This window comes from Streptomyces sp. NPDC050416, from assembly GCF_044458845.1.
GTDB lineage: Bacteria > Actinomycetota > Actinomycetes > Streptomycetales > Streptomycetaceae > Streptomyces.
The window spans coordinates 179506-192212 of sequence record NZ_JBITII010000008.1 but is presented as its reverse complement, the minus strand read 5'-3'; the positions used below and the strand labels follow the sequence as shown (position 1 = coordinate 192212).

At 71.4% G+C, this 12707-nt stretch carries 11 protein-coding genes; 9 read left to right on the top strand and 2 right to left on the bottom strand.

All coding sequences use genetic code 11. The features are described 5' to 3' along the window. Positions 1-208: 208 nt before the first annotated feature. A complete protein-coding gene (locus tag ACIBL4_RS25380) occupies positions 209-649 on the top strand; it encodes a hypothetical protein (protein WP_399413821.1) in 441 nt (146 codons plus the stop codon). 93 nt (positions 650-742) lie between these two features. After that, complete coding sequence (locus ACIBL4_RS25375) at positions 743-1714, top strand: hypothetical protein (RefSeq protein WP_399413819.1); 972 nt, start codon at positions 743-745, stop codon at positions 1712-1714. Here ACIBL4_RS25375 and ACIBL4_RS25370 read toward each other — a convergent pair. Then, positions 1611-2957, bottom strand: a complete 1347-nt coding sequence (locus tag ACIBL4_RS25370) for a PLP-dependent aminotransferase family protein (RefSeq protein ID WP_399413817.1) — start codon at positions 2955-2957, stop codon at positions 1611-1613. The two genes, ACIBL4_RS25375 and ACIBL4_RS25370, sit on opposite strands and share 104 nt — an antisense overlap. 101 nt (positions 2958-3058) lie before the next feature. On the opposite strand from ACIBL4_RS25370, the gene ACIBL4_RS25365 reads away from it, so the two are divergent. After that, positions 3059-3886 carry an alpha/beta fold hydrolase gene (locus tag ACIBL4_RS25365; RefSeq protein ID WP_399413813.1) on the top strand — a complete coding sequence of 276 codons (828 nt, stop codon included), beginning with the start codon at positions 3059-3061 and terminating at the stop codon, positions 3884-3886. Positions 3887-3951: 65 nt separating this feature from the next. Then, entirely contained in the window at positions 3952-4953 is a 1002-nt protein-coding gene (locus ACIBL4_RS25360; RefSeq protein WP_399413811.1) for an endonuclease/exonuclease/phosphatase family protein, read from the top strand. A 44-nt stretch (positions 4954-4997) separates the two neighbouring features. On the opposite strand, the gene ACIBL4_RS25355 is transcribed toward ACIBL4_RS25360, so the two are convergent. Next, positions 4998-7091 carry a PhoX family protein gene (locus tag ACIBL4_RS25355; protein WP_399414146.1) on the bottom strand — a complete coding sequence of 698 codons (2094 nt, stop codon included), beginning with the start codon at positions 7089-7091 and terminating at the stop codon, positions 4998-5000. 574 nt (positions 7092-7665) lie between these two features. Here ACIBL4_RS25355 and ACIBL4_RS25350 point away from each other — a divergent pair. The 5 genes from ACIBL4_RS25350 to ACIBL4_RS25330 all read left to right on the top strand — a co-directional run bounded on the left by ACIBL4_RS25350 (position 7666) and on the right by ACIBL4_RS25330 (position 12698). After that, entirely contained in the window at positions 7666-9558 is a 1893-nt protein-coding gene (locus ACIBL4_RS25350) for a VWA domain-containing protein (RefSeq protein WP_399413808.1), read from the top strand. A 110-nt stretch (positions 9559-9668) separates the two neighbouring features. Next, positions 9669-11312, top strand: coding sequence for a methionine--tRNA ligase (gene metG, locus ACIBL4_RS25345; RefSeq protein WP_399413806.1), 1644 nt, complete (start codon positions 9669-9671; stop codon positions 11310-11312). Positions 11313-11437: 125 nt separating this feature from the next. Beyond that, positions 11438-11803, top strand: coding sequence for a PH domain-containing protein (locus tag ACIBL4_RS25340; RefSeq protein ID WP_020270419.1), 366 nt, complete (start codon positions 11438-11440; stop codon positions 11801-11803). A gap of 98 nt (positions 11804-11901) precedes the next feature. Next, positions 11902-12168, top strand: a complete 267-nt coding sequence (locus tag ACIBL4_RS25335; RefSeq protein ID WP_399413804.1) for a hypothetical protein — start codon at positions 11902-11904, stop codon at positions 12166-12168. A gap of 32 nt (positions 12169-12200) precedes the next feature. Beyond that, the gene (locus ACIBL4_RS25330) at positions 12201-12698 is read left to right on the top strand and encodes a hypothetical protein (RefSeq protein ID WP_399413802.1); all 498 of its coding nucleotides are present in this window, start codon (positions 12201-12203) and stop codon (positions 12696-12698) included. Positions 12699-12707 lie beyond the last annotated feature (9 nt).

The following is a 12707-nucleotide window of genomic DNA, read 5'->3' as shown; positions in this document are numbered from 1 at the left end:
CCGTCCCCCACGAAGGCGGCGAGGCAGGCTGGACCGGCGGTGCGGGGTCGATCCGGCCATGCTCCCCGGTGGCGCCTCACGCCCCGGCGAAGCTCGGGGCCGCATGCGCCGCGTCCGGTCCGGGGCAGCGCGTCGCGTCCGCCGACTTGCCAGCCCGTTCCCGGCGGTGTGCCCTGGGAGGCAGGGGCAGGGAGAGAGGAGTGCTCTCATGGCTCATGCGGCACCCGCCTCACGCAAGGTGACCAGGCGACGCCGTACACCCGATCTCTTCAGCCCGCGCACCCACGCGTTGGCGAAGATCGCGGTGCCCGTCGTCCTCGGGCTCGTCTACGGCTACTGGGCCGCGGCCAACCGGCGCGACGCCGGGCCCATCACCGGCTGGAACCTGCTGTTCGGCTTCGTCACCGCGCTCGTGTTCGCCGTGCTGTTCGCCGCCGTGTGGGAGATCGCCCCGCGGCTGCGGCGGGAAGCGCACGCGCTGCTCTGGTTCGCCTTCACCGGCTGCGCGATCGGCTTCCTCTACAGCCAGACCGGCGGGTCCGTGCTGAAGTCCACCGGAATGGGGGTGGTGGTCGGGGCGGGCGTCTTCGTGACGACGTTCTACCGCTACTACACCCACGAGGACGCCGCCGGGCGGCGTATCGACTGACTCCGCACCGGCACGACACGTTCGGCTGGGCCTGCGGGACCGAATGCAGTCACGCCGGTCGCGGGCCGGGCCCGTGGGTCCTTGCCTGGAAGGGTGTCCGAGCGCGAACCGGCGCGCGTGCCGGAGCAGCAGGCGCCCCTGAGGCCACGGAACGCCCTGTCGGCCGTTCTGCTGGTCCTCGCGTGCCTGCTCGGGCCGTTCGCGACGCTCGCCTCCTGGGCGGCGCACGGGCTGACCGACACCGGCCGCTACGTCCGTACGATGGCGCCGCTCGCCGCCGACCCGGACGTGCGGCGCGCGGTCGCGGACGCCCTCGGGGACGGCATCATGCGGGAGGCCGGGCGCGAGTTCGACACCGGTCTGCCGCGCGGCACGGTCGGCTCCTTCGTGCACGACGCGGCCCGCTCCTTCACCCGCACCGAGGCATTCCACACCGGGTGGGACGCGGCGAACCGGGCCGTCCACGACGCCGTGCTGCGCGCCCTGCGCGACGACGGCACCCGGACCTCCGCCGTCACCGTCGACGTCGCGCCGGTCGTCGCCCGGGTCAAGCACCGGCTCACCGCCGACCATGTGCCGTTCGCCCACCGCATCCCGGTCCGGCACACCCGGGTCCCGGTGCTCCCGGCCGACGACGCGGACCGACTGCGCAGGGGATACCACGTGCTGGACACCGCCGCCTTCTGGCTGCCGCTCGCCGCCGCCGTGTGCGCCGTGGCCGGGACCGCCCTCGCCGCGTGCCGCCGCCGCGCGGTCACCGCGCTCGGCCTCGGCACGGCCCTGGGCGGCGGACTGCTCGTCCTGGCCGTCGCGATCGGCCGCCGCCTCACCCTCGCCGACCTGCCCGACACGCTCCACCGCAAGGCCGCCGGCGCGGTTTACGACGCCCTGACGGCCACCCTGTCGACGGTGTCCTGGCTGCTGCTCGTGTTCGGCCTGAGCGTGGCGCTCGGCTCGTGGCTCACGGGCCGGTACGGTCCCCGGCTCGCCGCGCGGCGACGTGCGCGAGCGTCCGCAGCGCCCGCCGCAGAACCGGCTCCGGAACCGACCCGAGCCCGAGCCTGACGGCGTCGGGCGTGTGACCGGGGGCGACGGCGAAGGCGGGGCCTGGCGTGACGGCGATGCCGTGCGCGGCGGCGGCCGCCGTGAAGGTGTCCGCGCGCCACGGGGCGGGCAGCTCCCACCAGGCGAAGTAGGCGCCCGGCTCGGACCGCACGGCGAAGCCCGCGAGTTCCTCGGCGAGGATCCGCTGCCTGCGCGCCGCGTCCGCCCGCTTGGCCGCCACCAGCCGCGCCACGATCCCCTCCCCGGCCCATCGCACGGCCGCCTCCAGCGCGAACCGCCCCGCGCTCCACCCGCCCGACCGCACGGCATGGGCCACGGCCCCGACCCGGTGCGGCGGCACGACGAGGAAACCGACGGTGAGCCCCGGCGCGACCCGCTTGGAGAGACCGTCGACGACATGGGTGAGGGCGGGCGCGTGAGCGGCCAGCGGATCCCCCGGCTCGCTCAGAAAGGACCAGATGCGGTCCTCCACCACCGGCAGGTCCAGGTCGTGCACCAGCCGGGCGAGCTGCAGCAGGCGAGGGCGGCTCGTCGTCAGGGACGTCGGGTTGTGCAGCGTCGGCTGCACGTACAGGGCGGACAGCGGCGCGCTCCGGTGCGCGGCGGCGACGGCCTCCGGGAGCAGCCCGGCCGCGTCACCGGCCAGCGGCACCAGGGTGATGCCCAGCCGCGCCGCGATCTCCTTGACCAGCGGATACGTCAGCTGCTCCACGCCGACCCGGCCGCCCGGCCGGACCAGGGAGGCCAGTACGGCGGCGATGGCCTGCCGCGCGTTGCCGGTGAACAGCAGCCGGTCCGGGGCGGGGCGCCAGCCGGGGGTGGCGAGGAGCGTGGCCACGGCCTCCCGGGCGGACTCGGTACCGGTGGCGGCGGCCGGCAGCAGCGCCTCGGCCAGCACGTCGGGACGCAGCAGCGGCGCGAGGACGGGGGCGAGGAGCTCCGGCTGGCCGGGCGCGCTCGGGTAGTTGAGCTCCAGGTTGACCGGGGCGTCACCCGGGCCGGGCTCGGCCAGCGTCCGCTCCGCCGGCCCGTCCGGGGCGGCCCGTACGAAAGTGCCGCGCCCGACCTCGCCGACGACCAGCCCGCGCCGTACGAGTTCGCCGTACACCCGCCCGGCCGTCGACGAGGCGATTCCCCGGCGCCGGGCGAAGGCCCGCTGCGGCGGCAGGCGCTGGCCGGGCTTCAGCCGCCCGCTGGCGATGTCGTCGGCGATCCTGTCGGCGATACGCCGGTAGTCACCCATCGGTCTCCCCCATCGGTCTCCCCCATCGGTCTCCCCCTTGGATTGCACCGAGAGCAATGATCTTATTGCACCGAGTAGTTGGAGCTGCCTAGGGTCGTCCCATGGCACCCTTCCTCGCATACGAGGACAAAGGCCCCGCATTTCCTCGGCAGCCTCTTGTCCCCCTTGTCCCCCTGGTTCTCGTCCACGGCCACCCTTTCGACCGCACGATGTGGGCCCCGCAGCTCCGCACCTTCTCCGCGGTCCGCCGCGTCATCGCCCCCGACCTGCGCGGCTACGGCGCCTCCCCGACCGCCCCGGCCCTGACGGACTTCGCGCAGTTCGCCCGGGACATCGAGGCCCTGCTGGACGAGCTGGGCGTGGAGTCCTTCGTCCTCGCCGGGCTGTCCATGGGCGGCCAGATCGCGATGGACTGCTACCGGCAGTTCCCCGGCCGCGTCCGCGGACTCGTCCTCGCGGACACCTTCCCGGCGGCGGAGACCCCGGAGGGCGTCCGCACCCGCGACGCCATGGCGGACCGCCTGCTGCGGGAGGGCATGCGCGGCTACGCCGACGAGGTCCTGGAGCGGATGGTCGCCCCCTCCGCCCCCGCCGAGGTCAAGGCCCACGTCCACCGCATGATGACGGCCACCTCCCCCGAAGGCGCCGCCGCGGCCCTGCGCGCCCGCGCCCGGCGCCCCGACTACACCGCCCTGCTGACCCAGGTCGGCGTCCCGGCACTGGTCGTCGTCGGAGCCGACGACACCTATACCCCCGTCTCCGACGCCCGCGCCCTGCACGCGGCCCTCCCGGACGCGTCCCTGCACGTGATCGAGGGCGCGGCCCACATGCCGAACCTCGAACGCCCCGCGGAGTTCGACCAGGCACTCGGGGACTTCCTGGCCCGCGTCGACGCCCGGCAACCTTCCCCCGCCCCACCCCGTCTCTGAGGGAGGATGCGGGCATCCTTGAGGGAGGATGCGGGCATCCCACCCCGCGAACGGAAGGCCGGGCCTTGGACACCGCCGCTGCCGAGTGGACCGCCACCGTCGGGCCGGACCAGCGTCCGCCCCGACGCCGGGCCGGCGCCTGGTGCGCCGCCCTGCTGCTCGCCGGGGTCAGCGTGGCCGTCGGCTTCCGGACCGCCGACAGCGACGGCATCACGCCCGTCCCGCAGATCCTCGCCTTCCTCCCCTGGCTGCTCGCCCCCACCGGTCTGGCACTGCTGCTCGCCCTGCTGTCCCGGTGGTGGCTCGGGACGGTCTGGGGCGTCCTCCTGCTCGGTCTGCTGGCCTGGTTCATCGAGCCGTACGGCAAGGTCGGCGACCCCGTCGGCCGCCCGGTCGCCGACCTGCGCGTGCTGACCTCGAACGTCGAGTTCGGGCAGGGCACCGGGCCCCTCGTCGCCGCCGTCCGCCGCGAGAAACCGGACATCGTCTTCGTAGAGGAATGCGAGTACGCGTGCGACGCGCGCCTGAAGCAGGACCTGGCGCAGGACTATCCGCACCGCCGGGCCGTCGAGGGCGGCGGCTCCGAGGGCTCCGTCATCCTCAGCCGCTTTCCGCTGCGGCCCACCGACGGCGTCCCCGGCACCATGGGCATGCCCGGGGCGGTCGCCGACGTCGACGGCCATCCCGTACGGCTCCAGCTCGCCCACCCCATGCCCCCGCTGCCCGGCCGGCTGGACCTGTGGCGCACGGAACTGGACGCCCTGCGCGACGCGGCCGCCGCCGACCCCGGCACGCCCCTCGTCCTGGCCGGCGACTTCAACGCCTCCCAGGACCACGCCGCCTTCCGCCGCATCCTCGACACCGGCCTGAGCGACGCCGCCCGCCTGGACGACACCGACCGCACGGCCACCTGGCCGGCCCGGACCGCCCCGACGTTCGGCACGCAGATCGACCACGTCCTGGTGTCGAAGGACTTCGCGGCCGACCGCACGCGCGTCCTGGACCTGACCGACACGGACCACCGGGCGGTGGTCACGGACCTGACGCTGCACGACAGCAGCAGGTAGTGGGCGCCGACGGGCACCCCCTACCTGCTGCTGTCGTGGCTCGGTCAGACGCCGATGTCGCAACCGTCCGCACGCCACACGGCCACGACCGCCGGCCGGACGTACTTCCCGGGCCCGTCGGGCCAGGTGCTGGCCGGCTTCTCCACGGACGCGCCGTCGATCTCGCCCGGGTGCTGCACGGCGACCAGGACACGCCGGTCCTGGATGATCGGACCGCAGGTCTCCGCCCCCGTCGGCACGGTCAGGAACTGCTTCAGCTCACCGCGCCGCTCACCCCGGGTCGCCACGCCGAACAGGCCGTCGTGCGAGCCGAGCTGGGCGCCGTCGGTGGAGATCCACAGGTTGCCGTAGGGGTCGAAGGCGACGTTGTCCGGGCAGGAGATCGGGCTGACGCCGTCCTTCGGGAACCCGGCGAAGTAAGTCGCCGGGTCGTCCGGGTCACCGGCGACGAGGAACAGCGACCACGCGAACCTCGTGCTCTCGGGCCGGTTCCAGCGCTCGGTGAGCTCCAGGACGTGCCCGTGCTTGTTGGCGTTGCGCGGATTGGCCTCGTCCGCCTTGGCGTTGGAGCCGACACCGCGGTTGGAGTTGTTCGTCAGGGCGACGTACACCTTGCCGGTGACGGGGTTGGGCTCGATGTCCTCGGGCCGGTCCATCTTCGTGGCGCCCACCTTGTCACCGGCGAGACGGGTGAAGACGAACACCTCCTCGGCGCTCATCCCCTCCACGTGCGAGACCGCGCCGTCGGCGGTGGCGGTGGCCAGCGGAATCCACTCGCCGCTCCCGTCGAACTCGCCGTCGCCCGGCAGCTTGCCCGTGCCGTCGATCTCGAGGGCGGGGGAGTCACCGGTGAGCTTGGCGACGTACAGCGTCCCCTCGTCCAGCAGGGACAGATTGTGCTCCCGCACGGCCCTGCCGCTGCCGTGCCGCATCCGCTTGCTGCCGACGAACTTGTAGAAGTAGTCGAACCGCTCGTCGTCACCCGTGTACACGACGGGCCGCCCGTCCGCCGTCATCCTGATGTTCGCGGCCTCGTGCTTGAACCGTCCGAGAGCGGTGTGCTTGCGCGGCGTGGAACTCGGGTCGTACGGGTCGAACTCCACGACGTACCCGAACCGGTGCACCTCGTTCGGCTCCCGTGCGACGTCGAACCGCTTGTCGAACCGTTCCCACTTGCGCTCGCTGGCCCCGGTCCCGATGCCGTACCGCTTGTCGGTCGCCCGGCTGCTGTTGGCGAAGTACTGGTTGAAGTTCTCCTCGCCGTGCAGGGTCGTACCCCACGGCGTCACGCCGCCCGAGCAGTTGTTGAGGGTGCCGAGCACCTTGGTGCCGGTCGGGTCGGCGGAGGTCTTCACGAGCTCGGACCCGGCGACGGGCCCGGTGAGCCGGAACTCGGTGGTGGCGGTGACGCGCCGGTTGAGCTGATGTCGCGGAACGGCGGTCAGCTTCCCGGTCTTCCGGTCCCCCTCCACGACAACGGCGGACAGCCCGTGCGCGGCCCAGGCGATCTCCACCTGCTCCCGGGTCGGATCGGCGGCGTCATACCCCCGGAACATGAGCACCTCGTCGGTGTACTCGTGATTGGCGACGAGCAGCTGCCTGTTCCGCTCGCCCGGCAGCGGAAGCAGCGCGAGAAAGTCGCAGTTGTACCCGAACTGCCCGGCCTGCGCCTTGGCGGTCTGCTTCTCCGGATCGAAGGCGGGCGCACCGCGCAGGATGGGCTCGCCCCAGCGGATGACGACATTCTGCCGGTACCCCTCCGGCACGGTCACGGCGTCGGCGGTATTGGGCGCGACGGGCGCGAACCGCAGGCCGCGCGCGCCCTTGCTTTTCCGCCGGGCGCCCTCGGCGGCGGCACCGGCCGCGTTCGCGCCGGCCGGAGCGGCGCCGGCCTGCGGAGCCTGCGCGACACCCACGGCTCCCGCGCCCGCCGCGGCCACGGTCACCACGGCGGCGGCCCGCATCATCGACCGCCGGCTGAGCGCACCGGCGATGACATCGCCGACGTACTCGTTGGAGCTGGTGTTGGGCACCTCGTGGAAGCAGGCGTCACCACACCGGAAACGACAGGTCAGGGCGGACCGGCCGCCAGGGTGTGATCCGGACGGCGTTCCGATCAACGGCAGCAGCTTGCGCACTTTGCTCTCTCCTTGGATGCCCATGGTGTCAGCGTGACCGTAGGGGCACATATGTGCGGCAGCCGGGCGCCGGGGTGAACAGCGGGTGAACCTGCGGCACCCTTACGGCAGTTACGGCGATTCAGCACGGCGACACCTTCGCAGGCCGGATGTCCCTCTTGACAGCGCGTACGGCCCACTCCCGACCCTGCCCAAGATCACCCAGGAGGGCCGCTAACCTTACGTGTCCGTCCTGGCCAGGGATTGACGGGCTTCAACTCACGCGAAGGGTTGCGCGCACATGGGCATTCTCACTCTCTTGCGGAACGCGTTCGGACGGTCACGCAAGTCACGGACCGCCGAGGCGGAGGGTGCGGCGCAGACCACGACGACGACGCCCGAAACCCCGACGCCCCCCGCGACGGACCCGAAGGTCCCGTCCCCCTCCCCGGAACCCACGCCCGGCCCCACGGCAGGCGTCCCCGAACCCCGAGACGAACACGACCTCGTCTCCTTGGCCTTCGACCGCGTGACGGTCCCCAGGCCCGCGCGGTCCGGGGAGGGGGAGCAGGGGGTTGTCGAGGAGCCGGGGGTTGTGGAGACGCCGGGGGCTGTCGAGAAGCCGACGGCTACGGAAGAGCTGGGGCTCGTTGAGGAGCCGGCGGCGGAGAAGCCGCAGGTTGCAGAGGAGCCGGCGGTCGCGGAGAAGCCTGCCGCGGTGGCCAAGGGGCCGGAGGCAGAGGCAGAGGCTGATGCCGAATCGGCGGTCGAGGAGCCGACGGCGACGGTAGGGGCCACGGCAGAGAAGCCGGTCACCGAGGAGCAGACGGCATCGGACGAGGCCACGGCGGAGAAGGCGACCGAGACGGAGCAGCCGCCCGTCGCCGAGTCCCCGATGCCCGAGATGCCCGAGCCGGCAGCACCGGAAACGCCCGAGGGCAGCACCCCGGAGACCCAGGCACAGACCGAGCCGACGGCAGCGGCCGAGACCGAGACCGACGCATCACAGCCATCGGCCACCGACCCGAAGCCGGACGCCGAGCCCGAGCCCCGGCCCGAGACGCCAGCAGCTCCGGATGCCGACTCCGAGCCGCCTGCCGAGAGCAAGCCCACGGCAGATGCCGACCCCACGGCCGAGACCGAGCCGACGGCAGCGCCCAAGGCGACGCCCGCTCCGGAGGCCGCGCCCAAGTCGACGCCCGACCCCAAGCCCGAGGTGCCCTCCGACGGCACGCCGACGACGAAGGCAGACGTGCCGACCGAGGCGGCTCCGACGGCGGAGACAGCCCCGCCGGCCAAGCCGGACGCACCGGCGAAGGCAAAGCCGACGGCCAAGGGGAAGGCAGAGCCGAAGGCCGATGCCGACGCACCGGCCGAGAAGGACGCGCCGGACAAGACAAAGCCGGAAGCCAAGCGGAAGGCAGAGCCGAAGGCCGAAGCCGACGCACCGGCCGAGAAGGACGCGCCGGACAAGACAAAGCCGGAAGCCAAGCGGAAGGCAGAGCCGAAGGCCGAAGCCGACGCACCGGCCGAGAAGGACGCGCCGGCCAAAGCAAAGCCGGAAGCCAAGCGGAAGGCAGAGCCGAAGGCCGAAGCCGACGCACCGGCCGAGAAGGACGCGCCGGCCAAGACAAAGCCTGCGGCCAAGGCGGAGCCGGAGGCCAAGGCCGAGGCCGTGGACGCTCCCGCAGCCGCCGACGGCGAGTCCGCCCCACAGGGGCCACCCGCACCCGACAACGAAAGCAGCACGGGTGGTGCGGGTGGGAACGACACGGCCGAAGCCGAAGGCGAGGCCGAGCCGGACGTCACCCTCACCCCCGCCGTCCCCCTCACCCACCTCAAGACCCGCGCCCCAGGCCTCACCACCGCCTACAGGGCCGCCACCACCACCCTCAAGCAGCACAACCTCACCGGCACCCGCGCCAAGGTCTACCTCGTCCTCGACCGCTCCGCCTCCATGCGCCCGTACTACAAGGACGGCTCAGCCCAGGCCCTCGCCGAGCAGACCCTCGCCCTCGCCGCCCACCTCGACCCCGAGGCCACCGTCCCGGTCTTCTTCTTCTCCACCGAACTCGACGGCACCGGCGAAATCACCCTCACCGACCACGAGAACAAGATCGACGAGCTGCACGCCGGCCTCGGCCGCATGGGCCGCACCAGCTACCACGCAGCCGTCGAAGCCGTCCTCGCCCACCACGACAAGCAAGCCATCCCCGGCACCCCCGGCACTCCCGCCTTGGTGATCTTCCAGACGGACGGCGCCCCCGACGCCAAGACCCCCGCCACCCAGTCCCTCACCGAGGCCGCCAAGACGCACCCCACCGTCTTCTTCTCCTTCGTCGCCTTCGGCGACCCGGAGAACAAGGCCTTCGACTACCTCCGCAAGCTCAAGACCCCGAACACGTCCCACTTCCTCGTCGGCGAAACCCCCCGCGAGCTCACGGACAAGGAGCTCTACGAGGGCGTACTGGCGAACTGGCGCCCGTAGCACTCACCCGCACAACCCCCTGGGGGGTGGACGTGGACAGAGCCCCTGTCCACGTCCACCCCCCGAAACACGTGTGAGTCGACCTTCAGGGGACCAGTAGGATTTCGCCCATGGCGGCCACTGGATCCGAGAAGCAGGGGGCGAAGGCGTACTACGTCTCGACCCCCATCTACTACGTGAACGACGCTCCTCACCTGGGCCACGCCTATACGACCGTCGCAGGCGACGTGCTCACCCGCTGGCACCGCCAGCGCGGGGAGAAGGTGTGGTACCTCACCGGCACGGACGAGCACGGTCAGAAGATCATGCGCACGGCCGAGGCCAACGGGGTCACCCCCCAGGCGTGGGCCGACAAACTCGTCACCGAAGCGTGGAAGCCTCTCTGGGAGCACCTGGAGATCGCGAACGACGACTTCATCCGCACCACGCAGAAGCGGCACACGGACCGCGTCCAGGAGTTCGTCCAGGACCTGTACGACAAGGGCGAGATCTACAAGGGCGGCTACGAGGGCCCGTACTGCGTCGGCTGCGAGGAGTACAAGCTCCCGGGTGAGCTCCTCGACGGCGAGGGCGACTTCGCGGGCCAGAAGCTCTGCCCGATTCACAAGAAGCCGGTCGAGATCCTCAGCGAGGAGAACTACTTCTTCAAGCTGAGCGAGTACGGCGAGAAGCTCCTCGCCCACTACGAGGCCAACCCCGGCTTCATCCAGCCCGAGTCCGCGCGCAACGAGGTCGTGAACTTCGTGCGCCAGGGCCTGCAGGACCTCTCCATCTCCCGCTCGACCTTCGACTGGGGCGTCCCGGTCCCGTGGGACGACAAGCACGTGATCTACGTGTGGGTCGACGCCCTGCTGAACTACGCCACGGCGGTCGGCTACAACGAGAACCAGGCCAAGTTCGAGGAGACCTTCCCGGCCGACGTCCACCTGGTCGGCAAGGACATCCTCCGCTTCCATGCCGTGATCTGGCCGGCGATGCTGATGGCGCAGGGCCTCCCCCTCCCCGGCAAGATCGCGGCCAACGGCTGGCTGATGGTCGGCGGCGAGAAGATGTCGAAGTCGAACCTGACCGGCATCAAGCCCCAGGACCTGACCTCGCACTTCGGCGTGGACGCGTACCGCTGGTACTTCCTGCGCGCGATCGCCTTCGGCCAGGACGGCTCCTTCTCCTGGGAGGACTTCTCCGCCCGCTACACCAGCGAGCTGGCGAACGACTACGGCAACCTCGCGTCCCGCGTCGCGGCGATGGTCGGCAAGTACTTCGGCGGCGAGCTGCCGGCGTCGGCGGCCGACGGCGAGGCGGAGCAGGCGATCCACGAGGGCCTGGCGAAGGCCGTCGCGGAGGCGGACCGCCGGATCGGCGAGGAGCTGGACTTCCAGGGCGGCATCCTGGCGGTCTTCGACTTCGTCAAGCAGGTCAACGGCTACATCACCGAGCAGGAGCCCTGGAAGGTCGCGAAGGCTGCATCTGATCATGCTGCTGACGCAGCGGGCTCCGACGAGGCCAAGGCCCGCCTCGCCACGATCCTCTACACGGCCGCGGAGTCCCTCCGCGCGGTGGCGGTCCTGTTGAACCCGGTCATGCCGGACACCTCCCAGAAGCTCTGGGACTCGCTCGGCGCGGAGGCCTCCCTCGGCGCCCTCGCGGACCAGAAGATCGGCGAGGCCGGCCACTGGGGCAGGCTCCCGGCCGGCACGACGGTCACCAAGGGCGCGGTCCTCTTCCCGCGCCTTGAGGACAAGCCGACGGTGTAACCGGCGTAACACGCTCGCTACAGCACGGGGCCCGGGAGAACGAGAACCTTCTCCCGGGCCCCGTGCTTTGCGAAGATCGCGGGAGACCGGCCACCCGGCCGCCATCACCCACCCGGGGGACTCCCATGGCACTGTTCGGCAACGCACACACCATCGACCCGGCATCGGCCCAGCACGACTACGCCCGCCTCCTCGGCCACGGCGAACAGGTCCACGCCGCGTTCCTCCTCATCCGCGACACCATCCTCTTCACCGACCGCCGCCTGATCCTGATCGACAAGCAGGGCATCACGGGCAAGAAGGTGGAGTACCACTCAGTCCCGTACCGCAGCATCACCCACTTCGCGGTGGAGACGGCCGGCACCTTCGACCTGGACGCCGAACTCAAGATCTGGATCTCCGGCACCCCGACCCCCATCGAGAAGACCTTTACCAAGGGAGTCGACATCTACGAGGTCCAGGCGATCCTGACCCAGTTCGTGGCGAGGTAGCAGCACTCCATGAAGTGAACGTTTTTGCCGCTCTCGAAAGAGTGAACGCAAGCTCGTTCGCCGGGTACGTCGCCCCCTGATGGGCCTAACTTGCGCACATGGTCACATCAACCCATGAGACCTCACACCGGATCTTCCAAGACCATCCGGAGGTTCTCACCCCCGCCTTCGAGGCGCTGGGCCTACCGCCGCCCGCGAAGGCAATTATCGAGGCGCTCACCCCCGACGCCACAGAGATCAAGCCGCTGGAACGCCGTGTGGACACGGTGCTGAAAGTCGAGCCGTCCGAGGGGGACAGCTTCCTCATCGCCGTCGAAGCCCAGACGGCCCGGAGCCGTGGCAAGGGATCTTCGAGTGCCGCGTAGGCAGCTGGACGACGCAGGCCACGCATCCCTTCGTGCTCGGCCCGGACAACGTACCGTTGATCACCGACGAGTCCATGGTCGCCCGTGAACCGGCGATGGCCACGTTCTCGGCCATCGTGCATAGCGGCAGCGAAGACGCCCCCGCCATACTGGGCATGGTGGCCCGCGGCATGCGGTCGTTCGACAAGGCAACAGCGAAGTACTGGTGTGAATGGCTTGAAGTCGGGCTGGAGGACACTCCGGTCCGGGACACATGGAGAGAGCTGGAGACGATGGTCGGCACATACTTCCCGGGCAGGGGAACCCTCTTCGAGGAGACGTACCTGGAGGGCAAGGCCGAGGGCAGGGCAGAGGGCAGGGCAGAAGATCGCACGGCGCTCATCCTCCGCGTGCTGGAGAAGCGCGGCATCCCCGTCCCCGAGGCCACCCGCGACCGCATCACCTCCTGCACTGACCTCGACACCCTCACCCTCTGGTTCGACCGCTCCCTGACGGCCACGGCGGTGGAGGATCTGTTCGCCGAGGAGTGATGACCTCCC